We start from the raw sequence: 26,017 nt of genomic DNA, 5'->3' as shown, positions 1-26,017 counted from the left end.
CTCTACGGCGAGCTACTTTTGCCAGAAATCGTCGAGCAAATCACGAACCGTCTGGACGTCGCGGGGAGTCCCCAAGAGCTCGAAACGATAGAGAATCGGCACGTTACACTTCTGGGCGATAATCGGACCGGCAATGCAGTAGTGTTCGCCAAAGTTAGTGTTCCCCGAGACAATCACGCCCCGAATCAAGGATCGATTCTGGGGGTCATTGAGGAAATGAATCACCTGTTTCGGCACGGCCGCCGCCTGGTGTCCACCGCCATAGGTGGGAACAATCAGGATGTATGGCCGACACACCCGCGGCATGCCTTCCTCTCGAGGATGCAGCGGGAGACGCAAGGCGGGGCGCTCCAACTTTTGTACGAACCTGTGGGTGTTTTGTGAAACTGACGAGAAATACACTACGTCAGGGCACTCACTTTCGGGCAGGTCATAGTACTCAATTGGTGCGCCTTTGGCCATAGCTTTAGATTCCTTCCCTACGGGGTCACTGTTTCTTCTGTTTGTTTTATATCTAAGCATACTTATATAACTGTATCAAATATGCAGGTCGCGGTGGTTTTGCCCGCCATCGCGGCTGGCACCTCGTGAACCCGACAAAACTCCACGCCACCACCGCCACCGCGATGCTCAATCCCGGCGCCGCGCCAAATCATTGGTGTTCTCGGTGCCGCGAAACACCACGAATTTCCACCACACGAACTCCAAGACAAAGTTCAGCAACATCGTCGCAATCTTGACAATCGTGTCCGCCCCGCCCTTGCCCAGCCCGGCCACCACAAAACCACGCGCCGCCAACTCGCCGCCCCACATCGTCACCGGGATGAACACCGCGTAAAACGCCGCCACCAGCAGCATCGCGCGCGGAATATTGCCGGCCGACTTAAAGGTATAGCGCCGATTCAAAGTAAAATTCCAAATCACCGACAGCGTCAAAGACACCCCGTGTTGCGCCCAGTACGGCCAAAACGGGAACAAGAGCTCCATCAGCGCGAAAGACCCGGCTTCCACCAGCCCCGCCGATAGCGACAACAAAGTGAACTTTAGAGCCTGGATTTGGGTGTCATTTAGTCGTTTCACGAGTTGCCCCTCCTGGTTTGGCAGCGTTTAACCGAGTAAAAGCCTGGCGATTATTCCGATACAGCGTCTTAAACACGGCGTACTGTCGGTCGTAAACCGCGCGGGTGGCGGGGTTGGGACGGTACGTCGCGTTCGGCTTCACGAGTCGCGAGGTAGCCTCGGTCAAATCCCGGATTTCACCCGCCCCCACCAAGGCGACCAAGGCTGCCCCCACCGAGCCCACATTCTGGGGCGATGCGACGGTTTCCACCTGTCGCCCCAGGATATCAGCCAGAATCTGGCAGGTCACGGGGGACAGCGCCCCGCCGCCCACGAAACGCAGCGTTTTAGAAGTATTCACTTTACGTTCTTGGGTTTCCAAAAACCAGCGCAACTGGAAGCACACCCCCTCGATGACCGCGCGCAGCAACTCGGTTTTCCCGGTTTCCAGGGATATGTTAAAAAACATGGCGCGCGCATTGGCATCCTCGAAGGGGCAACGGTTGCCGTGCAGCCAGGGCGTGAAAATTACCCCGTCAGCCCCTGGCTTGGCGCAGGAAATAACCTTGGAGAGATAGTCATAGAGTGAACGATATTGGTGCTCGGTGTCCTCGGTTTGGTCATGGTGGGACAGATAGACATTGATTTCATCCTCGGCCAGATGCTTGCGTACCCACTCGAAACATTTACCGGCGGTTTCCAGCTCTGCGAAATAGTTGTATTTGCCGCAGTCAGCTCCGTCAACCGTGGCTATCATCGCTCCCGTGTCCACCACGCGCCGATCGGTCACGGTGGAAACCCAGCCAGATGTGCCCCAGTAGGCGTGCGTCGCCCCGACCGTGCAGGCTCCCGCCCCCACTCCAATCAGCGAGGCATCCCCGCCTCCGGCGTAAACCACGGCGGTGTCGGGTACCCCCAGTTCGGCGGCAATCTCGGGGCGCAAGGTTCCTACCGCCTCGGTAGAAGGCACAATCGGGGGCAGATGCGCGGGATTTACCCCGAAACTGCGGGCGAGTCGCGCCGCCCAGGCGGGTTGCGGGGCACGCACGTCTAGCAACAGGGTCGCGAAGGCTGAATCCAGGGACATGATGAAACGTCGCGTCATCCGGCCTATCAGGTATTCCTTGACATCGAGCCACCAGCGGGTGCGTGCCATGACTTCCGGTTCATTTTCTTTGACCCACAGGTATTTCCACATGGGGTCTTTCACCGAGGCCGAAACCGCCGAAGTGCGGTAAAGAGAGGATAAAAGCTTTTTTGCGTTCATCCCCGAAATCTTGAACCCGGTTTCCAAGCCATCGTGTTTTTGTTTTGTAGCCCGCTGATCCAGGTAGCTCATGGCCGGGCGCAAGTGTTGACCGGTCGCGTCAACCAACACTAATCCTTGCATCTGGGAGCAAAAACTAATCCCCGCCACCTGGGCAAGCTCTTGGGGGTGTGTCTCGCGCAGTGCCTGGGTGGTGGTAACTATGGCGCGCCACCATTCCTCGGGGTCTTGCTCTGCGCCCCCGTCAGGAAAGATTGTCAGGTCATAGGTATCCAGCGCGCTGGCTACCAGCGACAAGCTTTCGCCTGACTGATACAGACAGGTCTTGACCCCAGAGGTTCCCACATCATAAGACAACACCAACATGGTTCCTTCTTTCGTTCAAGAGTTATACAATATAACTCAGCTGATTGAACTCAGTGAGGAGGCTAATCTAATGCGTATCAACTACCCCAGCACCCGCGTTATCAACAAGCAGCTGGATGAACTCATCCAGCTACCAATCTACTCTATTAGTCCCGAGGCATTGCGCGACTACGAGGAAAATTACTTTGAAAAACGCTGCCAGGGTTCCAAAACCCTGATAGAGCAGGCCAAGGAACGCATCCCGGGGGGAGTACAGCATAACTTAGCTTTCAACCATCCTTTCCCGCTGGTAATCACCAAGGCGGCCGGCCATGAACTGACCGATATTGACGGCAATGTGTACTTCGATTTCCTCCAGGCTGGCGGTCCTACCGTGCTGGGCTCAAATCCGCCCGAAGTACGCGAGGAAGTCATCAAATTGCTTCAGGACTGCGGGCCGTCAACCGGGCTATTCCACGAATACGAATACAAGCTGGCTGACCTGATTGCTTCGCGCATCCCCACTGTCGACCAATTCCGCATGTTGGGTTCAGGCACCGAAGCCTGCATGGCTGCGATTCGGGTGGCACGCCTGGCCACCAAGAAAAAGCACATCCTCAAGATGGGTGGGGCGTATCACGGCTGGTCAGACCAGTTGGCCTACGGGATTCGCGTGCCGGGATCGAAATTTACCCAGGCACACGGCGTGCCCTGGACGATGTTCCGTTACGTCGACGAATTTAGACCCGGCGACCTGGCTGACTTGGAGCGCAAACTGCGCCTTAAAAAACTCCACGGCGGTACGGCAGCGGTCATGATTGAGCCGATTGGCCCGGAATCGGGCACCTGGCCAATAGACCAGGCCTTCCTTAAGGGGGTGGAAAAGCTGTGTCGCCGTTACGGGGCATTGCTGATTTTCGATGAAGTTGTCACCGCCTTCCGGATCAGCGATCGCGGGGCTTCCGGCCTGTTCGGTATTGACACGGATTTGACGGTTTTTGGCAAGGTCATCGCCGGGGGCTACCCCGGAGCCGGGGGATTGGGCGGCAAAAAAGAATACCTGAAGTACCTCGCCGCCGGCATCCAAAACGGGGACAAAGTGCACAAAGCCTTGATTGGCGGCACCATGGCCGCCACCCCAATCAGCTGCGTGGCCGGATATCACACCATCAAACGCATCATTGAAACGGGGGCGTGTGAATACGCCGGCAAGATGGGCAACCGTTTGACTGACGGGCTAAAGGCTTTGGTGCAAAAATACGACTTGCCTTTCGTGGCGTGGAACGAAGGCTCGGTGTGTCACCTGGAAACCGTTGGAACCATGCACTTTTCAATTAACTGGTCTAAACCCTGGACGATTCCCGGTATCCTCAAAGAGACCTCGATTCGCAAGAAGGAAATGGAATATATGGGCGCGGCCTACACCGCCGAAGGCCTGATTACCTTGGCTGGGTCGCGGTTGTACACCTCGGCCGCTTACACTCCCGAACTTATTGACGAAGCCCTGACTCGCTTCGAGCGAGTCCTCCAGAAAGTGGTAAAGAAATGACTGAAACGGAAACCGACCCGCTGATTGCCACCGCCCAGGAACTCTTGTCCGCGCGGCTGGTGGCTCGCACCTGGGGGAATCTGTCGCGCCGACTGTCGCCCGAAAGTTATCTGATTACCCCTTCGGGGCGCGATTACAATGAAATGGCGCCTCATGACCTGGTGGAAGTAACCTTTGACGGCGACTGGATAGGCGACCTGAAGCCTTCGGGCGAGCGCGGCCTGCACACCACGATTTATCGCGAACGCGGCGACGCCAAGTTCATTATTCACACCCACCAGCCCTATGCCTCGGCGCTGAGTCTAGGCGGGGACTTGGACTTACCGTCGGATTTGGCGGCGCGCGTGGGGTCGTCGGTGTTGCCGGTGGCGGAATACGGCTTGCCTTCCACCAAGAAACTGCACCAGGCCGTGGCGGATGCCATGTGGCATACGGGTTCGCGTGCGATTTTGATGCGCGCGCATGGAGCGGTGCTTTTCGGTGAAGATCCCGAAGAATTGGTGGATTTAGCACAGTCCCTGGAAGTATTTTGTGCCGAGGTGGTCACGGATTTGACCGGGGCAGAGACGTGCGGTTCGGTGCGGCGTTTCGTACGTGACGGTTTTGGTTTGCCGCCCCAGGTTGTCCACATTTTCATGAGGCGCGAGGACGCGGGAGCCGTAATCGGGGATGATTCCCCGCTGCTTTTGGAATTTAGGGAAACTGGGCTGCCGGCGTATCTGGATGATTATGCCCAGCTGATTGGGCTGCGTGCCGGGAAAACTTTCGGGACGAATCTGATTTTCGGGCGTAAAGCCGCGTATTTCCTGGGGGCTGACTTGGCGGAGGCCGAGGCGGCGCGCGAGGTTTCCCGCAAGAACGCGTTGGCGGCAAAGGTGGCGGCTTCATTAGGTGCCAGCCCTTTACCCCGGCTAGATTCCACAATTATGCGCGCGGTTTACCGGTGGAAGTACTCCAAGTTGAAAGACGGGGGATAGTTTTGGGTGTCAGCGCGGGGAATTTAGGATGGCGCCTCATGCAAGCGAACCCTAGTTTTTGACCCAGCGGAGGCAAACCGATAGGATATAACAGTTGTATGCCTGCGGGCTGGTGGCTTTTCCCACTCATACCGCTGCCGCCCCTGCGGGCACGCGAACTTTTCCGGGCACAAAAGTGTTCCGGTAGGACTATTAGAATTGAAGGCTAGAAACGTGCGTACGTATTCACCTAAGCCCGGTGATGTGAGCGCGAAGTGGCATCTGATTGACGCTGATGGCGTTGTTTTGGGGCGTTTGGCCTCACAGATTGCCACTCTTTTGCGTGGAAAACACAAGCCGACTTTCGCTCCTAACTTTGATGGCGGGGACTATGTCGTGGTCATCAACGCAGAGAAAGTTGTGCTGACCGGCAATAAATGGGACGAAAAGATGGCTTATCACCACTCGGGTTTTCCCGGTGGGTTGAAGGCTACTTCTTATGGGAAGCTGCGTGAGCAGCAGCCCGAGAAAGTTATCGAGAGGGCAGTGCGTGGGATGATGCCCCACACGACTCTCGGACGGAATCAATTGAGGAAACTGAAGGTTTATGCTGGGGCGGAGCATCCGCATGCCGGTCAGAATCCCGAAGTTTTCGAACTAACTCAAATCGCGCAGTAACGCGGTTTTCGACCTGAGGAGAGTTGTGGCGAAGACCACCGAAGAAATTGAAGAGCTGGAGGATGCCCCCAGCGAATACACCACCGAGACTCCCACCCCGAAGGATGAACCGGGACGCGGGAATTCTCGAATCGATAAAGGCATGGGTCTGGGGCGGCGTAAGAGCGCCGTGGCTCGGGTTCGCCTGGTACCGGGTGAAGGCAATTGGACCATCAATGGCCACACCCTAGAGGATTATTTCCCGAATAAACTGCATCAGCAACTGGTGATGGCTCCTTTCGTGTTGCTGGATTTGCGGGGTCGTTTCGATGTTTTGGCCAGAATCGATGGCGGCGGGATTTCCGGTCAGGCCGGTGCCCTGCGTCTGGGGATTTCGCGGGCACTAAACGAGATTGACCGCGATGCTAACCGTCCGGCTTTGAAGAAGGCCGGGTTCTTGACTCGTGATGCGCGCGAGGTGGAACGCAAGAAGGCCGGTCTGAAAAAGGCTCGCAAGGCTCCGCAGTATTCAAAGCGTTAGTCGCATCCGGCGACGCTGGTTGGGCACCGAAAAGGATTTTTGTCTGGTGTTCACCAAGTTTAGAACCGAGCCCGGGGGTTGCCCCCGGGTTCGTTTTTTTATGCGAATTGGGCACGGAGCTTTAGGTCAGCGCGTCACAACGGTGTCCGCAAGGACTGGAAGCGGAGACACTGGAGTTTTCTAGTACGTATTTTGGGGATTTCCCTAATAATCACAGTACTTTTTGATGGTATCAAGAGAGTTAGGCATGTGAGAATATTTGACGGCATGGTGTTTTCACCGGTGCCTGTCATTCACTAGAGAACAGGAGAAAATAACGATGAAATACCAGTATGGCGTTTTGCAGCGCAGAAACTGCGCTAAACGCTTCGGGGTAGCGGCGATGTGTGGAGCGGTATTGGTAGGATTGAGTCCCGTCGTCGTCAATGCGGCTTTCGCGGAATCGATACCTGGAGATAAAAAAACTATTGACGTGAAACTGGAAAACAAGCCGGCAACTAATGCGGCTCTAACAGAAGAGCTGAAAAATAAAGCTGGCACAGAGATAGAAGTTACGCCGAAAGACAATCAAACTAATTGCCCTACTCTTGCTGTTGAAGGTAAACCCGCTAAAAGCCAAAGCGGGGATGCTTATGTGTTCACTGACAAGCTCGGATTTACTGAGAATAAGAGTGAAAATCCTACTGAGGATACGACTTGTACTTACATCATCACATTACAGAACCCGGCTGAGGGCGATACGCTGGTACTAGATAAATCTGCCTATAGGCTGGAGTGGAAATACACCCCAGGGGCGGGTGCTGAGGATGCACAGAAGCGGCAAGGAACATGGGAATCCAAGTTGCGTAAGTTTGATGATAAAGCGAAAGCGGAAGCTGCTAATTCAGGTAATGAGGGAACAGAACAAAATGACGCCTATTTTCAAAGCTTTTTCAAATATTGGCATATAGAATTTGCCAGGGGAGTGCACAGTAGTAGATTTGCAGAAGAATATGTTCCAAATGGTAAGAACATTACCCAGGTTCCCGCTACTGGACAATGCGAGAGAAATACAGAGGTTTTCGAAGGATGGCAAGTAAATGGTAAGGGTGGACTTATTAGCTCTGAAGCGTTAAAGGCCGACGCTTATAAACCAACCAAGTCGGTTGTATACAAGTCATCATGCATTCCTCCACACACAGTGAAGTTCTATAAAGAAGGTACGACCAACGCGACTGGGGCGAACGCTTTCAAGACAGCGACTGTAAGGCATAATACACCGCTGACCGCCGGGGAATTGCCGCAGTACGCCAATACCGCTTGTACAGATAATTCGAGCGGTAATAATAAGCGGATTGCCGGGTGGAAACAGTTTGGTGAGACAGATACGGCTGCGAAAACCAAGACTGAGTTGACGAAGCCGGAGGCCAAGGTAACTAAAGACTTGAGCTATGTTGCGGTCTGCAAGCCTATTGTTTGGGTCAAAGTTACCTTGGATGCTAATGGCGGCACCTTGGGGGCTGGGTCTCAGTATGAATCCCAGGTCGAATCCGGTACAGCATTTTCGAAGCCTGCCGATCCCACCCCCCCCGCCAGCAAACCAGGTTCGAAGTTCCTGTTCTGGACAGAGGATGGTACCACCGGCACCAAGAAATATGATTTTACCTCCGCAGTGAACGGCAATATCACTCTCACGGCCATCTACGGCTACACGGTAACCTATAAAAAGGCTGCCGACCATGCTGATGCAGACAAGGTTATTGGAGTGGAGGATATCGTCGCTGGGGGTGATGCCACGGGTATCGCCACCAAAGGCGCAAAAACGATTAAGGTGGGGGAAAAGCTGGACTCCTACTGTAAGGCTACTGATGTTTTCAAAGAATGGACAGTTGACGAAAACGAAAACGATTCGATAGGAAAAATCGATTTACCTGCGATGGTGAACAAAAACTTTACCCTGACGGCGAAGTGCGAACCGAAGCCAGTGTCACCCCCGGCACCCCCGGTGCCTTCTGTGCCGCCAACACCGCAGCCCAGCCCGAGTGCGTCCGGTGGTTCCGGCGGCGGCTATTCTGGAAGCTATTTCCCGCCCTCCGCTTCGCCCAGTTCTTCCGCCTCTGCTGATAAGGGCAAGGAAAAAGAGAAGCCCGCCGCTAAGAAGCCGGATACTAAAAAACCGGCCGCCAAGAAACCCACCGAAACTAAGTTTGACAAGATGTTTAAGACCCCGGTGAAACTGGCCAAAGAAGCGGTGACGCGCGCGGCGGGTGCCAACCGGGTAGATACATCCTTGCAAGCCCTGTCCCAAGTTAAGAACCACGACACCGTGGTTTTGGCCACAGGTTCTAGTTTCCCCGATGCCCTGGTGGGGGGTGCCCTAGCGGGGGCGATGAAAGCGGGGGTGGTGTTGACCACCAATGACACCTTGGAGCCGGCCATCGTGAAACAGTTGCAGGCACAGGGTACCAAGACAATCCAGATTGTGGGTGGCTACGGGGCGATATCGGCCGCTAAAGAGGCCGCGCTGAAGGCGGCTGGTTTCCAGGTCACGCGCCTAGCCGGATCTGACCGCTATGAAACCGCCAAAATGGTAAAGGCTGCCACCCGCAGTGCGCTTGGACTGAAAGGCAGCGCGAAAGCAAAGGTATCTTGTAACGCAACCGGATCTAACTTCCCTGATGCTCTGGCCTGCGCCTCGGCAGCATCGCTGACGGGGGGGGTAGTCGACTTGGTGAAACCCGGCAGCGCCGTGACGGCTGATGCGAGTGCGGAAACGACGATTTGCGCCGGCGGCGCGGCTTGCGCGGCGGCCGGTCACGGCGTGAACAAAGTAGTCGGTTCTGATCGCTACGAGACAGCCTATAAGATTGCCGAACTCACTCCCGCCACCGGAAAAGTAGTGGTTTCCAATGCGAGCAACGCCGCCGCTGATGCCTTGGTGGCGGGGGCACTCTCGGCTTCGACTAATGCCCGCCTGATTCTGTCCGATGGCAAGCGGGTCAACCTGCCGGCTGGCACCAAGAATGCCCATTTGGTGGGTGGAACCCAGGCGCTACCCAATAACATCCCCATGTTTACCAGGTAAGTCCTGGTTGCTGGTTGACCCCGGGGGCAACCCCCGGGGTCAACTTTTTCCCGCTTTGCAGGGCGGTGGTTCGCCTTTAAGAATCAAGAAAGGCTGGTTTGGCTATTCATCTATTGTTTCCTCAAAGAAAGTAGCCGTTTGGCCTGGTGGTGGCCGCGGCAGGGCGGCAGTTGCAAGATACACTTGTAGGAACTCGAAGAGCACAGAATGGTATACGTACGGCGAGGGATTCGCTCCGGGTACGCAAAAACCATGGGGTTTTCATGAAAGTTGTGAGCCGAATAAACTGCGGTGTAAAATTTTGATTCGATGAGGAAAAAGTTTCATATTGTAAAACTCCATCTTGAGGGAAGAATCGACCATCCTATAAGGAATGTTTCACCCGATATGGATGTAGCTGACGAATTTCATCGGAAGATTCACAATTTTCTGTCTATCTTAATACTCCAAATCTAAGTGTGAACATGCAACCACCGATTCCAAACGCTTGGAACCATGTTCGTTATAACTCTAGTCATGCCCCCATTATAAGTGTAAAAAACTGCCCTCATCTTGATTTACTAGAATTAGCTTATTACTCTTCATTTGACCAAACTGGTAAACCTAATATTTATTCTTACATGCCGATATGTGGACCGCATACCCATGTACAATGCAGTATTACCCAAACTCTTTCCAAAAAAATTCATGATTCCTAAACGTTACCTTAGCCCAAGAGCGCGGCGGGCACGGGCGCGGGCATCGCCCGCATCGGCGGCTTGAAGCACAGCGGCGGCCGCCGCCTGGCACTGATCCAGAGTGACCGCGCCCAGCTGGGCACCGACCCCGGGGATAGCGGTGGCCGCCATCGACAGGGAAGTCACCCCCATCCCAGTCAAAACACAGGCCAAAACCGGGTCGGCGGCGGCCTCGCCACACACCCCCACCGGTTTGCCTTTCTCTTGACCGACCCGGGCAACCCGCGCAATCAACGTCAACACTGCCGGCTGCCACGAATCCGTGTAAGTCGCCAGATTCGCATTCATCCGGTCGGCCGCCATCACATATTGGGTCAAGTCATTCGTCCCAATCGACACGAAATCGACTTCTTCCAAGAAATGGTCAATCATAATCGCCGCCGCCGGGACTTCCACCATAATCCCGGCCACCAGCCCGCGTTCGCGAATCAGCTTCGTCACCCACTTGACTTCCGGCAGGGTGGAGACCATCGGCACCATCACCCAGTTCTTCCCGGAATGCTGTTTGGAAGCCGCAGCAATCGCGTCGAGCTGCCGGGTGAACAGCCCCTGGTTCAGACCCGTGGTACGCAAGCCTCGCACCCCCAGCGCCGGGTTGGGTTCCTGTTCCAAGGTTGCCCAGGCAATCGGCTTGTCCGAGCCGGAATCCAAGGTGCGGGTGACGACTTTCTGGTTGGGGAAAGCCGTGAGGACTTCGCGGTAAACGGCGGCTTGTTCGTCGAGGGTGGGTTCATGAGTGGAATCCAAAAAGCACAGCTCCGTGCGGAATAACCCCACTCCTTGGGCGTATCCCGAGGCTGCCTTTTGTGCCCCCGCTCCATCTTGGACATTAGCCAAGAGCTCCACCTCCTCGCCACTGGCCAATCTGGCCGGACCCGCCCAGTTTCTAATGGCCTCGCGGGCACGGACATCAGCTTCGACCCGGGGAAGCACCTCATGAACCGGAGCACCCAGGGTGAGCGAACCCAACGAAGCATCGACGAAAACCTTTTCACCCGGCGGGACACACCCGAGTTCACGCATCGCCACGATACAAGGAATTCCCAGTTGCCGGGCGATAATCGAGGTGTGTGAAGTCGAGCCGCCCTGTTCGGTGACCAGCGCCAAGATCATCTCGGGGTTCAACCCGGCGGTATCAGCCGGAGCCAAATCGTCGGCCAGCAGCACGGAAGGTTCGCGGAGCTGGGGCACCCCCGGTTCCGGCTCGCCCAGCAACTCCGCTACCACCCGCGTGCAAATATCGCGCAAGTCAGTAGTGCGCTCTGCCATCAGCCCGCCGGCTTTTTCAAACATGGCACAAAACTTTTCCGTGGTTTGCAAGGCAGCCACCGCCGCCGGGGTACCCGCTTTGATGGCTTGGTGCACCATCTGGCGATATCCCGGGTCGGCGGAGAGCTCGGATTGTGCCGCCAACACGTCCGAAGCGGTGCCTACAGCTTGCTTGGCGCGAGCCGCAAGCCGCGCGGAAACTGTGGCGGCGGCCTGGTCGAAACGCGTGGTCTCGGTTTCGCGCTCGGATTCCGGCAGCGGGGTTGCATCCAGTTTCGGGATTTGGAACCGGGAAACCCAGGCGGCGGGCGCATAGGCCAGGCCGTTTACTACCGGGGTGCCGTAGATGGTTTTTTCGGTGGACATAATAACCTTCCCCGTAGAGATGAATCTTACGGGTAACAGTGTCTCACTTTTTGGGGGGTCTAGGGGTATTAATGAGGGCTGATGGTCGGATTGCTGTTGCCGGGCGGCGACCAGTTCCACCCCGCGATTTAGTGACAGCGAGAGGGGGTAAATGTGCTGCGGGAAGTGCAATAATAAAAGCGACAGTATTCAGCCGTTAACACAGGGAGGCAGAGGTAATATGACCAAGCGTTTATTCGGAACCGACGGGGTGCGGGGGCTCGCGAACGAAGACATCACCGCCGAATTGGCGCTAGATTTGGGAGTGGCGGCCGCGCGTTTGGTGGTAGAGGAACGCATTATGGCCACCGGCCAGATGCCCATCGTACGTGACCTGCTGAAAGAACAACGCGAAGCCGCGATGATGGAATCGCGCACCGGCATTAAACGCCCCCAGCTTATTCCCGAAGAACCCGCCAAACCTCGCGCTATTATCGGACGCGATACCCGAGTTTCCGGGCAATTCCTCGATCATGCCCTGGCGGCTGGCCTGTCGAGCGCCGGCATGGATGTGACGCGCGTCGGGGTGATTCCCACCCCCGGCGTGGCCTATCTGACCGAGGCACAAGATATCGAACTGGGCGTGGTGATTTCCGCCTCGCACAACCCGATGCAAGACAACGGCATTAAGTTTTTTGCGCGCGGCGGATACAAGCTTCCTGACGAGATGGAAGACCGCATCCAGGCCATGCTAGGGCAAAACTGGGAACGTCCCCTGGGGGCGGGGGTTGGTAATGTGGTCGCCAACGGGGCGGCCGCAGACACCGCCTATGTCAATCACCTGGTGAACACGGTGCCGGTGTCCCTGCATGGACTGCGCATCGTGGTGGACTGCGCCAACGGGGCGGCCTCCGAGATTGGGCCGCGGGCCTTGCGGGAAGCCGGGGCGGACGTGGTGGTTATTAACGCTTCGCCCGATGGGCGCAATATCAACCTAAAGTGCGGCTCGACCCATCCCGAGCAGTTACAAACCATGGTGGTGGCGGCCGGGGCAGATTTCGGGGTGGCCTTCGACGGGGATGCCGACCGGTGCCTGGCGGTAGACGGGATTGGCAACCTGGTGGACGGCGACCAGATTATGGGGATGCTGGCGTTAAAGATGAAAGAACAGGGGATCTTGACCCACGACACCCTGGTTGTTACGGTTATGTCCAATCTGGGGCTGCGCCTGGCGATGGAGGCGGCCGGGATTAATGTCGCTACCACGGCGGTGGGCGATCGCTATGTTTTGGAAGAAATGCGGGCGCATGGCTATGTTTTGGGTGGGGAGCAATCCGGGCATGTTATCAACGCCCGTTTCGCCACCACCGGGGACGGGATTTTGACCGCCCTGCAGGTGGCGGCTACGGTTGCCGCTACCAGTGCGCCGCTAAGCGAGCTGGTGGCAAAGATTCAAAAACTACCGCAAACCTTGATAAACGTGCCGGGGGTGGACAAGACGCGGGTGGATGACCCGCAGCTGCAGGCCACTGTGGCCGAGGTCGAGTCGCGTTTGGGTGGTGGCGGACGGGTGTTGCTGCGGCCTTCTGGCACCGAGCCGCTGGTGCGGGTCATGGTGGAAGCCCCCACTCAGGAGCAGTCCGACGCGGAGGCGGCGGTTATTGCCCAGCGGGTAAAGGATTTGTTGGTGCTTTAGGCGTGAGCAGAGTGCCGGGTGGGGTGCTGCCGGGCGTTACGGGTGGGTCGGTTGCCCCGGATTCATGAGGTGCCATCCGGGATTTTGGGCGTATTCGTGGATTCTTCCCGGTAAGAGGCTGTTGTTTTAATGCTCAAACAATCTGAAGCGCGCCGGTGTCTGGCCGAAAAGGGCACTGTCGTTAGAATTGGGAGTGTTTCACGAAGGGAGTTGGCTATATGAAGCGCAAAGACATCACTAGGAAAGCTATTAGGGAGGCTGTGCGCAGCCAGACTCTCGCTTCGGCACGTTTGGAGGGTCGTGGTGTTCCGAGTGGCTTCAAGCTAGCGCCTGAAACACAAAGATTCCTTGACAGCGTTTTAGCTGCAAAACGCTCATGAATTTCTCCCCAGACTATGGCAAAACACCGCTGACGTATGACGAGGTTTCCGCTCTTACGCCGTTGTTTCGACGCGCCCAGAGGGAACCTGACAAGCAAAGTATTTATCAGATAGAGCAATCCATCGAGAATGCGGTCGGCGAAAAACTTGTACTGGCAGTAGCCTCCGGTAAATTGGGTTTATTCGATTTGCTGAGTGATTATTTTCTGCGGCGGCTTCATTCAGATTTATACGGCGGTAAACGAAGAAGCGGCTCTAGAGGCTCTACAAGCCTTCGCAGACTCGCAACTGGGACGGAAGTATCCCGCGTCGGTGAAAACCTGGGAAAACGCCTGGGAACGGTTTATCCCGTTCTTGGCGTTTGGTCCGGCTACCAGGAAGGCGATATACACCACGAACTCGATAGAGTCTTTGAACTACCAGTTGCGTAAAGTCACGAAAAACCGGGGACATTTCCCTAACGATGCCGCAGCAGTGAAACTACTATGGCTCGCTATACGTAACATAGAAGATAAACGCGCTCGTCAACGCGCTAAAGAATCCATCAAGCCCAGAAAAGACAGAACCCAAGTAGGGAAACTAGTCGAAGGACGAGCCGTGCAAGGCTGGCCACAAGTACTACAAGAACTATCCCTACACTACCCCGAAAGATTCGAAACAAACTAACAAACCAAACCCCACTTACACATAAAACTTGACAAGCTTACCAAGCACACACCACCCGATAGCACAAATCAGCGGAATGTCAAGCATGGTCACGATTTAAGCCAAAAAAGCTAAACAACACCGACTTTCCCGCATAACACCAACCAAAAAACCGAATTAAAAACACAATTAATGGGCATTAACCCGGAGATAACGGGAATGCCACGCAAACCCAAACGTCCCTGCTCAGCCCCCGGCTGTCCCGAACTAACCCACGAAAGGTTCTGCCAGCTCCACGCCAAGGAAGCGGACAAGAACTACCGCAAGTTTCAACGCGACCCGAAGATCAACAAGCGTTATGGTGCGCGCTGGCGTAAGATCCGCGCCGCTTACATTTCCCAGCATATTTTGTGCGAAGACTGTCTAGACAAAGGAGTGACCACCCCAGTGGCCGAAGTTCACCACATCCTGCCGCTCGAGTACGGCGGCAGTCACGACTTTTCCAACCTGCGTAGCCTGTGCAAACCGTGCCACTCCAGGCAGTCGGTGCTGGACGGTGACAGATGGCGGCAAGGCCCGCAGGTGTATTCGTATTAGCCCAGCCAGTCTTGGGTGTAGACCAGCAGGCCTAGAACGGCTCCGATGCCAGCACTAATAAACACCCAAAGATTGCTGGACGCCCAAGAGCGGGGCTTATCGAGGTCTTGATTGTCTTCCATGACGTAATTATTGCAGAAAACCCTGCTCCTGCGCCACAGCTTCCGTCGACCTCAAAGTTGTCTCCCTGGCTCTTGTCCGGCGCTTACGGCAAATCTCACGCGGAGGAAACCACAACTTCGATAATTTAATGGCATTATGGAAGCCCTGCCACTCGCGGATCTCCGCTTTGGACGGTGACCGCTGGCGTAGCGGAAGGTCTACCAAGCGCGATGTTTATGAGTTTTAGGCGATGGAGTCGATGGCTCGTTTCGCGGTGACGAGGTCAGCGCCGGTGCGTTCCCGAAACTTCTTGATCGCTACCACGGGTTGGCCGTTCGCTACTAGCTCGCGTTCCTCAGCCGTCACGCCATAGGCGTCAACCTGTGCTGGCACGCCAGCGGCAGCGAGCTGTGAACGGAGCTGCTCGATAGCGGCTGCTTGACGTTGGACTTCACTGCGAAGTTTATCGATTTCTGCTGCTTGATTGAACCATTTACCCATGAGGCACCTTTCACCACGATTAATTATTGATGGTTTCTATTCTCTCAGTTTTGGTAGGGGCGGTCGAATCTCTACGGGATGAGGTACTGGACAGCGGGCGGGGCCAACCGCGCACGAAGTTTCCGAATCAAACAGGGTATTAACCCGCAAGCCCTCCATTACCGGGCTAACCGCCTGGAAGGAGGCGAGATTTCATGGCGAAAGACGGAACCAATCGTGGTGGGCGCCGTGTGAGGGCTGGCGCGAAACCAGACCCGCTCAACGAGAAACTCGCAAAGGGTCTGCCTGCTACTCGCCTGGAAGATCCGCTAGCGACGCCTTTTGATTTTGAGGGTGCAGATGTTGGTGACGGGGCGGTGCTTGCTGGTGAAGTGATGCCCGAACCCTCTGAATACTTAAGCGATATTCAGCGTGATGGTAAACCCTTGGGTGCCGACATTGTGTATCGGGAGACGTGGCGCTGGCTTGATGAGCGTGGCTGTACCAGGTTTGTTTCTAAGCGTCTGATTGAGACCTACGCCCAGGCGTTCGCCCGCTATGTGCAGTGTGAGCAGGCAATCTCCAAGTTCGGTTTGCTCGGAAAGCACCCGACCACGGGGGCGGCTATCGCATCCCTATTCGTGGCCATGTCTCAGTCGTTTAGCAAGCAGGCGAATACGCTCTGGTACGAGATTTTCGATGTGGTCAAAGCCAACTCGCTGGTGGACTACTCGGGGCCGACTCCTGCGGATAACGTGATGGAACGGCTACTTCAGGCACGCTCATAGTTATTGGCGTAGTGCGGGTGCGGTGTGGGCGTAGATGACGACCACTGCAATCAAGGCGATACAGACGGTGAAGGGTGCCAGCGAGTTCCACCCGTAAAGGGCGGTCGAAGCCAGCGGGGCAATCGCGTACGCCAACCCATTATTAGCGTTGATGATGCCAGCCACTGCGCCTTGCTCATCTGCACTCATCTTCAAGGTTGGGCCAGTGTTGTACCCGGGCATCGCCAGTCCCATACCTACCCCCAGCACGATACACCCGACAACCAGTAAAGCGTGCGAGGAGGTAGGCCAAATGAGCACAGTTGCAACTAGTGTAATGGTCAGACCAGTACGTAAAAGCTTCGCTGCTCCCCACCCTGTCTTTGGAGCAATCACCGCTTGGGCAATGATCATGGTCACGCCCATGATGGTCAGGTAAATCGCGGAAATACCTGCGGTCGCAGTTGCCGACAGGGCGAAGCGGTCTTGGACAGTGAATCCAAAAATCGTAGCAACAGAAGAAAACACAAGAAACATCACCAGACCAGTTGCTAGCCAGGGAGCTACACGCGGATCAGTGAAGCGAATCCGTTGAGGCTTTGCAAAAAGTTGCCCTTGTCTTTGAGGTGCGAAACTCACCAAGAGAACAACCAGACCAATCACCATCACAACGGGCATGACCACCAAGGGCAAGAGCAGGCCACCAGCAGCGGCTAACACACCTCCAGTAACACCTCCAACAATGGAGGCCATCCCTTGAGCCGCTCCAATCATGCCTAGTGCTTTTACCCGCCCGTTCTCGCTGGCAGTATGCGTGACCAGGTGGGCTTGCGCGGTCGGGGCGATCGCTGAAATCCCACCACCATAGAGCAAACCACGAGTGATCACAACACCAAAAACTAGTCCGACACCGCCAACTACCTGGTTCATCCCCAGGTAGGAGACAATACCGAAGGCGCTCAAAGCGATGATTGCGATCACAAGCCCGGCAGCGAGTACACGTTTAGCGCCGATACGTTGGGAAGCTCGCCCCCAATAAGCACTCAAGCCCGCTAGTACAATCGCTGCCAAAGAGATAGTGGCGCCAATATGCCATTCCCGCAATCCCATCTGTCGTGACAGTGGCGCGATGATCGGATTGAGAATCATTTGCCCCATAAAGGCGAGAAAAACGATTCCCACTACCAGGTTCGCTTGCGCTCCTGGATCAATAGAACTCTGTGCCGGCTTATTACTACGAGGGTCAGGCATCACTACACTCCATTACTAGAACACTGTTTCACTTAGGGATATTGTAGAATAGTGTTCTAGTAAGGGTCAAGGGATAAGTTAGGGTCACCTTATGAACACTGTGCTAACGGGGCGAAGGGCTGGGCTATCACGCGAGCTGATTGTCAAACAAGCTGTACAGTTAAGCGCGATCAGTGGCGTTGAGGGATGGTCAGTACGGGACATTGCCCGTGAACTGGGCGTGGTTCCCTCAGTGATTTATCATTATTTTCCAAACAAGGAAGCCATTTGTGATGCTGTTGTAGACCGGGTATGTGTCGGGATTGAAGTTCCCGACCCGGACCTTGAATGGAAAGCCTGGTTTCGAGCTATGGCTCACAATCTACGCCCCGCATTGTTAGCATATCCAGGGATTACCGATAGGTTCGCGCGGGGCAAGTTCAACGAACAGTTTTTGCCGATGATCGATGGAGCCTGGGCCAGACTACAAGAACTATCCCTACACTACCCTGAAAGATTCGAAACAAACTAACAAACCAAACCCCACTTACACATAAAACTTGACAAGCTCAGTCGTTTTGGTCAACATTGAAAATCGAGTACTACTACCGGCATGCTTTCAGGACAAGAGAGGAGGTCTACGAAGGGGTTTCAAGCTGGATTGAAGGGTTTTACAACCGTAAACGGCTGTATTCCAGTATCGGCATGATGCCACCCGTGGAATACGAACTCAAGATGAGTCAGACCGCCTGGAAACAGGCAGCCTAAACAACCAACCTGTCAACAACTTGCGGTCAACCCCAATTTACGATGATAAACTCTATGTAGACAGGGTTAGGAGAGGAGTGGGGTGTGGACAATAAGATGTTTTGGTAGCTAAGAGAGAAATGAGGTCATCGAACTTCTTAACAGCAGCGGGCTTGCGGCGGCATTGATTTGCAGGATTACCGGTATCGGCAAAACAATTGTCTTTAATATGTTAAAATAAAAGAAGATTCCCCCGATTCTATTTAACAGTGTCAAAAAGGCATCTTTTATCAGCTTCATGAAAGACATGACGATACCCTTGCTTATTAAATCCCCGATTTCCTATAAGGCTATGTATAGCGAAGCAGTTCGGAAAGCGAAAGATCTTCCATCAAAAACAATTCCAGTAGCAAATACGAAAGCGAATATTCTATTGCTGGCAGGTGAAGCCGATCAATTATGGGATAGCCATAATATGGCACTATCAATTAAAGACCAACGACCTGAAAATATTGTGATTCAAAGTTATCCCGGTGCGGGACATACTTTACAAGGCTTGAAATACGTTGATGCCGAAGCAACGATCATTGAATTCGGTGGAGAGGAAGAAGAAAATCAGAAGGCTAAAGCGGAGTCTCAAACCTTGATACTTGAAACACTTATGTTTTGGATTGATTACCGTAGTCCCTTTACACTGCCACGACGGGAAATATCAGATTGTGTAAATTAGCATTTGAAGGAGAAATCAATGAGTTTAGATGAATTGAGGAATGATATCATCATAAAGCAGAAAAAAGGTCTGCCGTTTATTCTTACGTCCGTCGTAATATGGTTATTGATTACGGTTGTCGCAGCATTGGATATAAATATTGCGATGAAAAATATCTTGGTGTTTTGTTGTTCAACGCCTATGCTTCCGCTGTCATGGCTGATAGGGAAGAAAATTGGCGTGGATATATTTTCAAAGGACAACGAGTTGGGAAATTTAGGGTTTTTATTTACAATGAATCAGATTTTATATCTTCTCATTGTAATATGGGTGTTTAACGCCGTACCTGATAAAATGATTATGGTGTATGCAATGGTCTTTGGCGCACATTTACTGCCGTATTCATGGCTGTACAAATCAAAAGTCTACCAGGTTTTCGCAATTATCATTCCTGTTTTATCGCTTGTTTTAGGAAATCTTTTTGGCGGATTTGTTGTTGCAGGAACAGCTGCAGCTGCCGAAATTGCCTTTGTCTTTATTTTGCGAAATGAACTGAATGGTATATAGATAAGTAAATGGAATTTTTTATTGCTGTAGGTTGTAAGAAGGAAACTAATTAATCATGTTTTCTGGCTAGCTGGACAAGCAAGGACATTAAACATGCAGGTAAATATGTTGACAACTTAAAAGAAGACAAGAATGTAAAAGATGGAGTCAGATTTTTTAAAATGATTTATTTAATGAGACATGGTGCAGATCCGGTCGATCGTTATGGTGGATGGAGTGAATATGGGGGTTAATGCCCGAATTATGTGTTTTTATCGGGCGTGTTGTTATCGTATGGTTCCTTTGCGGATGGAGATGTCGGGGTGGTAGTCGGTTTGGGTGAGGTTGATGCCGACATCCCATAGTGCGGGTCCTGGTTTAGGTTCTCTGGTTTGTGGTTTGGCCTGGGGTTTTAGGTGTTCAGGCTTGATGAGCAGGTGCGGGATAACGGGATTTTCACTGTGTAGGTAGCACCACCACTCGACGGCGCGTCTCATGTGGTCTTCGGACAGACCCCGATGGTTACGGATTAGCGCTTTGATTTGCGTGTTTATGCCGCCTTCCAGCGCGTTCGTAGTCGATGGCAGCGGCGAGGTGGCTTGGGCTTGCAGGCTAGGGTTTAGGAAGGCGAACAGGGTGCCTTTCCTGGTTTGGGTTGCCAGGAGGCTATAGGCTTTACGGGCGTTTTGGTGGGTGTACCACCACTCCTGGGAAGGTCTAACCCAAGTGGGTACGTTATCGGGGAGAACCTCGCTGCGGTAGGTTTTCTCTCCGAGCCATTTCCCATAAATGTTGTGGAATTCCTGGAGTTGGCCTATACATTCATCGGCCTGGTCGAGGGTCGTGATTTTCACTAGGTTTTGTGCTAGTCCCCACAGGGCTTTATGGGCATCGAGCTTGAATCTGGGTCGGGCTTCGTCGATACGCTAAATGTGGTACGCTGGCGGGATGGATACCACGTATGCGACTGTTGTGGGAGATAGGGGGCGTTTGGTAGTTCCCTCTGTTTTGCGTCGTAGTCAGGATTGGCGCCAGGGCACCCAGTTGTTGCTGCTGGAAACTCCTTACGGGGTGTTGGCGATGACTCGGAGCCAGGCCAAGGAGCTGGTGAAGCGGCAAATTGGTGCGGGGAGCCTGGTTGCGGAGCTTCTCGCGGAGCGTCGGGAGATTGCCGGGAAAGAGGCTTCCTAGTGTTTGTTTTGGATGCTTCGGCTTTGTTGGCGTTCCTGCAAGGGGAGCCTGGTTGCGAGCGGGTCGAAGAGGCGTTGCCCCAGGGTGTGGTGGGTGCGGCGAATTGGTCTGAGGTGATTCAGAAGCTCTTGTCTCGGGGTGTGGATGTGTCTTTGGCTACCAGTTTGTTGTTTTCCTATGGGGTGCAAATCCGTGAGGTAACCAAGGCTGATGCCGAACAGGCCGCGCGCTTGTGGCATCCGGGTAGTGGTCTTTCCTTGGGGGATCGACTCTGTCTGGCCTTGGGCCAGCGCCTGGATGCGACGGTTTTGACCGCCGATAAAGCCTGGGGTAATGCCACAGGAATCGAGCAAATCCGCTAGCCGCGTCCTCCCTTGTTCGCCTCGGCTGCATGAGGTGCCATCCGGGATTTACGGCTCTATTTGGTAGCGGGGTTGGGCTTCGAACTTGAATCCGGACTTTTAAATATCGAATCGATATATGGCGGTAATGGCGATATTGTCGGCTATTTGCGTGGCATTTGCGGTGCAGCGCATTGATTAAAGGTGGTTTATGCGCTACATTTGGTGCGGAGGTGTATGATGGCGACTACTAGTTTTTCGGTGCGTTTGGATTCCCAGGTAAAGGCTCAAAGCGAGCAGTTGTTTCAGGATTTGGGGATGACCTTGACTACGGCAATTAACGTGTTTTTGCGCCAGGCCATCCAGGCGGGCGGGTTACCATTCGAAGTCAAGAAGGCTGGCCCTAACCGGGAAACGTGGCAGGCGCTGGTGGAATCGCAACGTTTGTTGAACGACCCGACCGCTAAGGGGTACACGGATGTGGAACAAGCCTTGGCCGAGCTCAAAAAATGAGCCTTGAAATCCGGTGGACCGCGCGGTTCAAAAAGGACTACAAAATGCGATGCGACGCGGGCAACCGATGGAAGAGCTCGATGAGGTTATCCGCTTGCTTGCCGAGGGCGAGGAATTGCCCGAAAAATATCGGGATCACGCATTGGTTGGAAACTGGTTGGGACACCGGGAATGTCATATCCGACCGAATTGGCTGCTGATTTACGCGGTGAATAACCGAACGCTGGTACTAACCCTGGCTCGAACCGGGACACATTCGGACTTGCTGTAAGGAATCGCCCGTGTGCCGCTAAGTGCGGTGTGGCGTATTCCGTTGGCTTCATGAGGTGCCATTCGGCTTGTGTCGTAAATTCAATCAGCAAACTGCTGACGGCACCAAGATGGGAGCCTACACGGAGTTACTGCGCAAGGTGGTGTCCGAGATTACTGGGTTACAAGAGGAAAAAGGCATCGAGAACCTGTTCCGCCTGGGTGAAGTTGGGAGTGGTTCTGTCCTGGGGTTCGACGATTACTCTTTGGCAGTGAAGAATCCTAGGCTGACTGGCGAACAAAAACTGTGGAGCTCAGGCGCTAAGTGTCATTTCGTGTATATTTGAGCTGAGTCTAAGTGTCATTTCGTGTTTACTACGGGTGGCTTAGGAAGGTGAGGCGCGGAAAATGACGGTGGATCTGCGGCAAAAATCTGCCCGATCGAGGTCAAGTCGGGACGCTATCAACGGCACACTTCTTTCGATAAATTCCGAAGCAAATTCCGCACCAAACTGGGTCAGAGCTATATCCTCTACACTAAAGACCTGATGGAAAAGGACGGTATCCTCCACCTCCCCCTCTACATGGCGATGTTCATGTAGCTCGGGACATTCTTGCTTGTTGCAGTGCATAAGGGGAGGAGAGCGCCGCTCGGTTTGCCCCCGGTTATCCTGGTGAGGTGCCGCTGGGTACAGTCAAAGAGTTGTGAGCCGGGGGATGATGACGCGGTCTACCAGTTTCATCAACTCGGTTTTGTCGACTTTGCCGCGCGTCAGGATGTCCGCCAGCAGCAACAGCATCGGGAATCGAATGTAAAACGGATCCAACACCGCTTCGCTCAGTTCGCCGCGCGCTATTGCTGCCCGATAGAGACGAGTGACGGCTACAAATCCGGGGTGAACTGTTACGGCAGAGAAATGCTCACGTTGTTGCGGGCTTGCCTCCGAAAGAACGCCCAGCACGGTGACGATTTCAATATGTTCCATCCAGCGCTGTAAAACGTTGACTAGATTTTGGAAGTCTTTGCGCAGCGATGTAGAATCCTGTAATTCGGTCAGAAAGGCGGGTGCGGTGCGAACTGCTGCAAATGTCACCATTTCCGACCGTGTAGTGAATCGCCGATAGAGGACGGGTTTGCTGGTTTTCGCGCGGCGTGCCACTCCCTCGAAGGTGAGGTTTTGGTAACCGTGTTCGGTAAGTTCTGTCATGATTGCTGCGGCTAGCGCGTCAAGCAGTTCCTCTCCGGTGCGGCGTTTGGATTGCGTACCTCGATTGTAGATGATTTTTCTACATAGATACGCATCGTTTCTAAATCTGTTATGATTAGTAAGAAACGTTCCGTATCTGCAATGGAGGTTTTGGTGTCGCTCAGAGCCACACTCGCTGAACTTGAAAACTTCCGTGTGCATGGCGTAGTGCGCGCACTAGCTACGCGCCAAATCCGGGGAGGACAGCGATGAAAATCAGCGAAACACCTGTCGAGCCAGCCGTGGTCGTGGATGACCTAGTGGTTACCCGCGGCAAAGGTAAGGCGCGCAAAGAAATCTTGCACGGCATCTCTTGTGAGCTGCCCACCGGGTCGATTACGGGGCTGCTCGGCTCGTCAGGGTGCGGCAAAACGACGTTGATTCGCACGGTTGTAGGCGCTCAGCGCATCACTTCGGGCAGCGTAAGGGTGCTGGGCGGGCCTGCCGGCACCCCTAGGCTGCGCCGTCTGGTTTCCTATACGAGTCAAAATCTCTCGATTTATCCGGATATCTCGGTAGCCGATAACGTCACGTATTTCGCCCGGCTGGCGGGGGCGGGTAGCTCCAGCGTGGCAGAGGCTATCGAAACGGTGGGGCTTGACGAGCAACGCAACCAGCTGGTGTCCACGCTTTCGGGCGGTCAGGCCTCGCGCACTTCCCTGGCATGCGCACTGGTGGGCAAGCCGCAGCTGTTAGTTTTGGACGAGCCGACTGTTGGTCTCGATCCGCTCACTCGTGAATCCCTGTGGACCACGTTTCGCAATCTTGCCAATCGCGGGGTGACCTTGCTGGTTTCGAGCCACGTGATGGACGAAGCGCGGCATTGCGACAGCGTGTTGCTGATGCGCGATGGGGAGTTCCTCGCCCACGAACCTATTGCTCACCTGCAAGAACGAACCCGAACAACCAACGCGGAGGACGCCTTCTTGGCGCTGGTGAAACAGCAAGACCACGAGGAGGCAAACCGATGAAACTCGCTACCGTTTCGAGGATTAACGCCCAGTTGCGTCATGACCCGCGCACTGTCGCGCTTGTGCTGGTCGTACCCGCACTCCTCTTGACGTTGCTATATTTCGTGTTTGTCGATGTTCAAGTGCCCCCGGGAGCGCCAGCACCGTTTGATCGGATTGGGTCGATTATGCTCGCAGTGCTTCCCATGTTGATGATGTTCATCATCACTTCGGTGGTGATGCTGCGGGAACGCACCATGGGTACTTTGGAACGATTGCTGACCACGCCGGTGAGCAGGTGGAATCTAATAGGCTCGTATGCGCTGGTATTTTCGCTGCTGGCGTTGGCGCAAGCGGTTATTCTCGAGGTGTTGATTCTCGGGGTGTTCGGGGTGGAGATTGAAGGCAGCTGGTGGACGTTGCTCCTGGTAGCGGTGGGTGATGCTCTGCTTGGCGTGTCGTTCGGGCTGTTGGCGAGCTCTTTTGCCACCACCGAGTTCCAGGCAGTGCAGTTCATGCCGGTTTTCATCGGTCCGCAACTGTTGCTCTGCGGACTGTTTGCCCCCGTGGACTCCATGCCCGATGTGTTGGAGGTGATTGCCCGGTGCTTGCCGATGACCTGGGCTGCTGACGTGGTAAATATACCGTCATTGAAGACGACACTCTCGCCTGGGGGGAATGGATTCGCCTGGGAGGGCTCTTTGTGGTCTCGCTTGCCGTTCTTTTTCTCGCTTCTCTCACGATGAAGCGAACGGTGAAGTAGCCGGGGCGGGGACGTCCCGGGCGCGGTGAAGCCCCGAGTCTGGTGGTGGCGGTTCGATTCACACCCGAAGAACTGGCGAGGCTTGATGCCCGCGCCGAAGCCAGGCAGGTGACTCGTTCGTCTCTGATTCGCGAGGCAGCCTTGGCGTGAGCCTCAATATTTGGAAAACTGCTCGCAAACACGCCAAAAAGCAGCGCGACGGCGAGGGTGGCTAGCGCCGGGGGCAAACCATTAGAATTTTTCCACTTTATCGTCAAAGAGATTACGTTATTGCGAGAAAATGCTTATAGTTCTTTCCCTTGGAAAAGTTCCTTGTGAGAGCCGATGCGAATGAACCTGATTATCTGGGTCTTTTGTCGCTGGTGATAGACCACAATTACATCAAATGCGCCTTCTTGTAGATGTAAACCCCAGTAGCCGGTGTAGGTTCCGCGTGTGTGCGTCAGTAGATGCGGGTCGTAAGTCGGCGGCACTTCTCCGAGTTCCTCGATAGCGTAAATTAGCTCGCGCATCTCATCTTTAATGTGTGGATAATGCCGTACAACCTGCTTAAAATCCGTTTGAAACTGGCTGTCAAAGATAATTTTCATGAGAGGTTGTCCAGGAATTGCGCCGCCTGGTGGGCATCGTCAAAGACTGCCCCGGTTTCGGGTTTCTCGCCGTCAATCACCTTCTGGGCATCCTCGATGGCACGAGCGGTTTGCGCATTAGGAATGTAGGCGAGGGCGGGGCGGATGGGAAGTGCTTGTTCACGCACCGCTTGCTTTAAGAACATATTGAGCGCCGTGGACATATCAAGCCCCAGGGCGTCAAAGAGTTCCTCGGCAGATTGCTTGGTCTGCGCATCGGTGCGGAAGTTAATCCGGGCTGCTGCGGGAGTTGCCATACCCATCACTCCTTGTCCATAAGTGGTACATTGTATATCCATTGTACGCCTGATTGACATATCGGTAAATAGGCAGTGCACAAGGGCGTGGGGTGGGGGCAAGGGTCTAGCTAGTGCTGCGGGACGCTTCATCGGTGAACGTGGCGTAGTAAAGCTTATCTAAACCAATTGCTGCCAAAATTCTGAAGT

At 54.3% G+C, this 26,017-nt stretch carries 30 protein-coding genes and 2 pseudogenes; 21 read left to right on the top strand and 11 right to left on the bottom strand.

What is annotated here, in order from left to right:
• Positions 1 to 12: 12 nt before the first annotated feature.
• The 3 genes from nrdI to HMPREF0577_RS06980 all read right to left on the bottom strand — a co-directional run bounded on the left by nrdI (position 13) and on the right by HMPREF0577_RS06980 (position 2,692).
• The gene (gene nrdI / locus HMPREF0577_RS06990) at positions 13 to 522 is read right to left on the bottom strand and encodes a class Ib ribonucleoside-diphosphate reductase assembly flavoprotein NrdI (protein ID WP_004013094.1); all 510 of its coding nucleotides are present in this window, start codon (positions 520 to 522) and stop codon (positions 13 to 15) included.
• A 108-nt stretch (positions 523 to 630) separates the two neighbouring features.
• Entirely contained in the window at positions 631 to 1,080 is a 450-nt protein-coding gene (locus HMPREF0577_RS06985) for a GtrA family protein (protein WP_004013093.1), read from the bottom strand.
• The gene (locus tag HMPREF0577_RS06980; protein WP_004013092.1) at positions 1,064 to 2,692 is read right to left on the bottom strand and encodes a xylulokinase; all 1,629 of its coding nucleotides are present in this window, start codon (positions 2,690 to 2,692) and stop codon (positions 1,064 to 1,066) included. The genes HMPREF0577_RS06985 and HMPREF0577_RS06980 overlap by 17 nt, the downstream gene beginning before the upstream one ends.
• 70 nt (positions 2,693 to 2,762) lie before the next feature.
• Between HMPREF0577_RS06980 and HMPREF0577_RS06975 the strand changes: the two genes are divergently transcribed.
• The 5 genes from HMPREF0577_RS06975 to HMPREF0577_RS06955 all read left to right on the top strand — a co-directional run bounded on the left by HMPREF0577_RS06975 (position 2,763) and on the right by HMPREF0577_RS06955 (position 9,438).
• Positions 2,763 to 4,220 (top strand): aspartate aminotransferase family protein, encoded by a 1,458-nt coding sequence (locus tag HMPREF0577_RS06975; protein ID WP_004014691.1) that lies wholly within the window; start codon positions 2,763 to 2,765, stop codon positions 4,218 to 4,220.
• A complete protein-coding gene (locus HMPREF0577_RS06970; protein WP_004013090.1) occupies positions 4,217 to 5,197 on the top strand; it encodes a class II aldolase/adducin family protein in 981 nt (326 codons plus the stop codon). The genes HMPREF0577_RS06975 and HMPREF0577_RS06970 overlap by 4 nt, the downstream gene beginning before the upstream one ends.
• A 213-nt stretch (positions 5,198 to 5,410) precedes the next feature.
• Entirely contained in the window at positions 5,411 to 5,854 is a 444-nt protein-coding gene (gene rplM / locus HMPREF0577_RS06965) for a 50S ribosomal protein L13 (protein ID WP_004013088.1), read from the top strand.
• A 25-nt stretch (positions 5,855 to 5,879) separates the two neighbouring features.
• Complete coding sequence (gene rpsI / locus HMPREF0577_RS06960; RefSeq protein ID WP_004013087.1) at positions 5,880 to 6,374, top strand: 30S ribosomal protein S9; 495 nt, start codon at positions 5,880 to 5,882, stop codon at positions 6,372 to 6,374.
• 319 nt (positions 6,375 to 6,693) lie between these two features.
• A complete protein-coding gene (locus HMPREF0577_RS06955; protein WP_004013085.1) occupies positions 6,694 to 9,438 on the top strand; it encodes a cell wall-binding repeat-containing protein in 2,745 nt (914 codons plus the stop codon).
• Between the two features lie 701 nt (positions 9,439 to 10,139).
• Here HMPREF0577_RS06955 and ptsP read toward each other — a convergent pair.
• Positions 10,140 to 11,810: a phosphoenolpyruvate--protein phosphotransferase gene (gene ptsP, locus HMPREF0577_RS06950; protein WP_036342580.1), complete on the bottom strand. Its 1,671-nt coding sequence runs from the start codon at positions 11,808 to 11,810 to the stop codon at positions 10,140 to 10,142.
• 220 nt (positions 11,811 to 12,030) lie between these two features.
• Here ptsP and glmM point away from each other — a divergent pair, with 220 nt between their 5' ends.
• The 3 genes and pseudogenes from glmM to HMPREF0577_RS06935 all read left to right on the top strand — a co-directional run bounded on the left by glmM (position 12,031) and on the right by HMPREF0577_RS06935 (position 15,107).
• A complete protein-coding gene (glmM, locus tag HMPREF0577_RS06945) occupies positions 12,031 to 13,485 on the top strand; it encodes a phosphoglucosamine mutase (RefSeq protein WP_004013082.1) in 1,455 nt (484 codons plus the stop codon).
• 605 nt (positions 13,486 to 14,090) lie between these two features.
• Positions 14,091 to 14,531: pseudogene (locus tag HMPREF0577_RS06940) on the top strand (transposase); the annotation flags it as partial.
• 198 nt (positions 14,532 to 14,729) lie between these two features.
• A complete protein-coding gene (locus HMPREF0577_RS06935) occupies positions 14,730 to 15,107 on the top strand; it encodes an HNH endonuclease (RefSeq protein ID WP_036342577.1) in 378 nt (125 codons plus the stop codon).
• Here HMPREF0577_RS06935 and HMPREF0577_RS06930 read toward each other — a convergent pair.
• Together HMPREF0577_RS06930 and HMPREF0577_RS06925 are read right to left on the bottom strand one after the other, a co-directional pair.
• Positions 15,104 to 15,229 (bottom strand): hypothetical protein, encoded by a 126-nt coding sequence (locus tag HMPREF0577_RS06930; RefSeq protein ID WP_004013079.1) that lies wholly within the window; start codon positions 15,227 to 15,229, stop codon positions 15,104 to 15,106. The two genes, HMPREF0577_RS06935 and HMPREF0577_RS06930, sit on opposite strands and share 4 nt — an antisense overlap.
• A gap of 223 nt (positions 15,230 to 15,452) precedes the next feature.
• Entirely contained in the window at positions 15,453 to 15,710 is a 258-nt protein-coding gene (locus HMPREF0577_RS06925) for a hypothetical protein (RefSeq protein ID WP_004013078.1), read from the bottom strand.
• A gap of 194 nt (positions 15,711 to 15,904) precedes the next feature.
• Between HMPREF0577_RS06925 and HMPREF0577_RS06920 the strand changes: the two genes are divergently transcribed.
• Positions 15,905 to 16,477 (top strand): terminase, encoded by a 573-nt coding sequence (locus HMPREF0577_RS06920; RefSeq protein ID WP_004013076.1) that lies wholly within the window; start codon positions 15,905 to 15,907, stop codon positions 16,475 to 16,477.
• On the opposite strand, the gene HMPREF0577_RS06915 is transcribed toward HMPREF0577_RS06920, so the two are convergent.
• Positions 16,478 to 17,707, bottom strand: a complete 1,230-nt coding sequence (locus HMPREF0577_RS06915; RefSeq protein ID WP_004013075.1) for an MFS transporter — start codon at positions 17,705 to 17,707, stop codon at positions 16,478 to 16,480.
• A 91-nt stretch (positions 17,708 to 17,798) separates the two neighbouring features.
• On the opposite strand from HMPREF0577_RS06915, the gene HMPREF0577_RS06910 reads away from it, so the two are divergent.
• From HMPREF0577_RS06910 to HMPREF0577_RS06895, 4 genes and pseudogenes are all read left to right on the top strand, one after another.
• Positions 17,799 to 18,218, top strand: coding sequence for a TetR/AcrR family transcriptional regulator (locus tag HMPREF0577_RS06910; protein ID WP_004013074.1), 420 nt, complete (start codon positions 17,799 to 17,801; stop codon positions 18,216 to 18,218).
• 50 nt (positions 18,219 to 18,268) lie between these two features.
• A pseudogene (locus HMPREF0577_RS11080) lies at positions 18,269 to 18,454 on the top strand (IS3 family transposase); the annotation flags it as partial.
• A 277-nt stretch (positions 18,455 to 18,731) separates the two neighbouring features.
• The gene (locus HMPREF0577_RS11075; protein ID WP_004013071.1) at positions 18,732 to 19,163 is read left to right on the top strand and encodes an acyl-CoA thioester hydrolase/BAAT C-terminal domain-containing protein; all 432 of its coding nucleotides are present in this window, start codon (positions 18,732 to 18,734) and stop codon (positions 19,161 to 19,163) included.
• An 18-nt stretch (positions 19,164 to 19,181) separates the two neighbouring features.
• Positions 19,182 to 19,709, top strand: coding sequence for a DUF7010 family protein (locus HMPREF0577_RS06895; RefSeq protein ID WP_004013070.1), 528 nt, complete (start codon positions 19,182 to 19,184; stop codon positions 19,707 to 19,709).
• A gap of 266 nt (positions 19,710 to 19,975) precedes the next feature.
• On the opposite strand, the gene HMPREF0577_RS11070 is transcribed toward HMPREF0577_RS06895, so the two are convergent.
• Positions 19,976 to 20,542, bottom strand: a complete 567-nt coding sequence (locus HMPREF0577_RS11070; protein ID WP_004013069.1) for a hypothetical protein — start codon at positions 20,540 to 20,542, stop codon at positions 19,976 to 19,978.
• 94 nt (positions 20,543 to 20,636) lie between these two features.
• Between HMPREF0577_RS11070 and HMPREF0577_RS06885 the strand changes: the two genes are divergently transcribed.
• The 5 genes from HMPREF0577_RS06885 (at position 20,637) to HMPREF0577_RS06865 (ending at position 22,329) form a co-directional block, all read left to right on the top strand.
• Positions 20,637 to 20,879 carry an AbrB/MazE/SpoVT family DNA-binding domain-containing protein gene (locus tag HMPREF0577_RS06885; RefSeq protein ID WP_231282768.1) on the top strand — a complete coding sequence of 81 codons (243 nt, stop codon included), beginning with the start codon at positions 20,637 to 20,639 and terminating at the stop codon, positions 20,877 to 20,879.
• On the top strand, positions 20,879 to 21,241 hold the full coding sequence (locus HMPREF0577_RS06880) for a type II toxin-antitoxin system VapC family toxin (RefSeq protein ID WP_004013067.1): 363 nt from the start codon (positions 20,879 to 20,881) through the stop codon (positions 21,239 to 21,241). The genes HMPREF0577_RS06885 and HMPREF0577_RS06880 overlap by 1 nt, the downstream gene beginning before the upstream one ends.
• A 216-nt stretch (positions 21,242 to 21,457) precedes the next feature.
• A complete protein-coding gene (locus HMPREF0577_RS06875) occupies positions 21,458 to 21,733 on the top strand; it encodes a type II toxin-antitoxin system RelB/DinJ family antitoxin (protein ID WP_004013066.1) in 276 nt (91 codons plus the stop codon).
• Between the two features lie 49 nt (positions 21,734 to 21,782).
• A complete protein-coding gene (locus HMPREF0577_RS06870; protein WP_211580156.1) occupies positions 21,783 to 22,004 on the top strand; it encodes a type II toxin-antitoxin system YafQ family toxin in 222 nt (73 codons plus the stop codon).
• Positions 22,005 to 22,071: 67 nt separating this feature from the next.
• On the top strand, positions 22,072 to 22,329 hold the full coding sequence (locus tag HMPREF0577_RS06865; RefSeq protein WP_004017191.1) for a hypothetical protein: 258 nt from the start codon (positions 22,072 to 22,074) through the stop codon (positions 22,327 to 22,329).
• 348 nt (positions 22,330 to 22,677) lie between these two features.
• On the opposite strand, the gene HMPREF0577_RS06860 is transcribed toward HMPREF0577_RS06865, so the two are convergent.
• The gene (locus HMPREF0577_RS06860) at positions 22,678 to 23,190 is read right to left on the bottom strand and encodes a TetR/AcrR family transcriptional regulator (RefSeq protein WP_112664841.1); all 513 of its coding nucleotides are present in this window, start codon (positions 23,188 to 23,190) and stop codon (positions 22,678 to 22,680) included.
• A 248-nt stretch (positions 23,191 to 23,438) separates the two neighbouring features.
• On the opposite strand from HMPREF0577_RS06860, the gene HMPREF0577_RS06855 reads away from it, so the two are divergent.
• From HMPREF0577_RS06855 to HMPREF0577_RS11060, 3 genes are all read left to right on the top strand, one after another.
• A complete protein-coding gene (locus tag HMPREF0577_RS06855; protein ID WP_004013061.1) occupies positions 23,439 to 24,200 on the top strand; it encodes an ABC transporter ATP-binding protein in 762 nt (253 codons plus the stop codon).
• Positions 24,197 to 24,925, top strand: a complete 729-nt coding sequence (locus HMPREF0577_RS06850) for an ABC transporter permease (RefSeq protein WP_004013060.1) — start codon at positions 24,197 to 24,199, stop codon at positions 24,923 to 24,925. The genes HMPREF0577_RS06855 and HMPREF0577_RS06850 overlap by 4 nt, the downstream gene beginning before the upstream one ends.
• Before the next feature lie 62 nt (positions 24,926 to 24,987).
• Complete coding sequence (locus HMPREF0577_RS11060; RefSeq protein ID WP_244854428.1) at positions 24,988 to 25,092, top strand: plasmid mobilization protein; 105 nt, start codon at positions 24,988 to 24,990, stop codon at positions 25,090 to 25,092.
• Between the two features lie 134 nt (positions 25,093 to 25,226).
• Here the strand turns inward: HMPREF0577_RS11060 and HMPREF0577_RS06845 are convergent, their stop codons facing one another.
• Positions 25,227 to 25,532 carry a type II toxin-antitoxin system RelE/ParE family toxin gene (locus HMPREF0577_RS06845; protein ID WP_004013059.1) on the bottom strand — a complete coding sequence of 102 codons (306 nt, stop codon included), beginning with the start codon at positions 25,530 to 25,532 and terminating at the stop codon, positions 25,227 to 25,229.
• On the bottom strand, positions 25,529 to 25,828 hold the full coding sequence (locus HMPREF0577_RS06840; RefSeq protein ID WP_036342571.1) for a type II toxin-antitoxin system RelB/DinJ family antitoxin: 300 nt from the start codon (positions 25,826 to 25,828) through the stop codon (positions 25,529 to 25,531). The genes HMPREF0577_RS06845 and HMPREF0577_RS06840 overlap by 4 nt, the downstream gene beginning before the upstream one ends.
• Between the last annotated feature and the right edge of the window lie 189 nt (positions 25,829 to 26,017).

The organism is Mobiluncus mulieris ATCC 35243, assembly GCF_000160615.1.
GTDB classification, from domain to species: domain Bacteria; phylum Actinomycetota; class Actinomycetes; order Actinomycetales; family Actinomycetaceae; genus Mobiluncus; species Mobiluncus mulieris.
The sequence above is the reverse complement of the archived record's forward strand: the minus strand, read 5'-3'. Positions and strand labels throughout refer to the sequence as shown.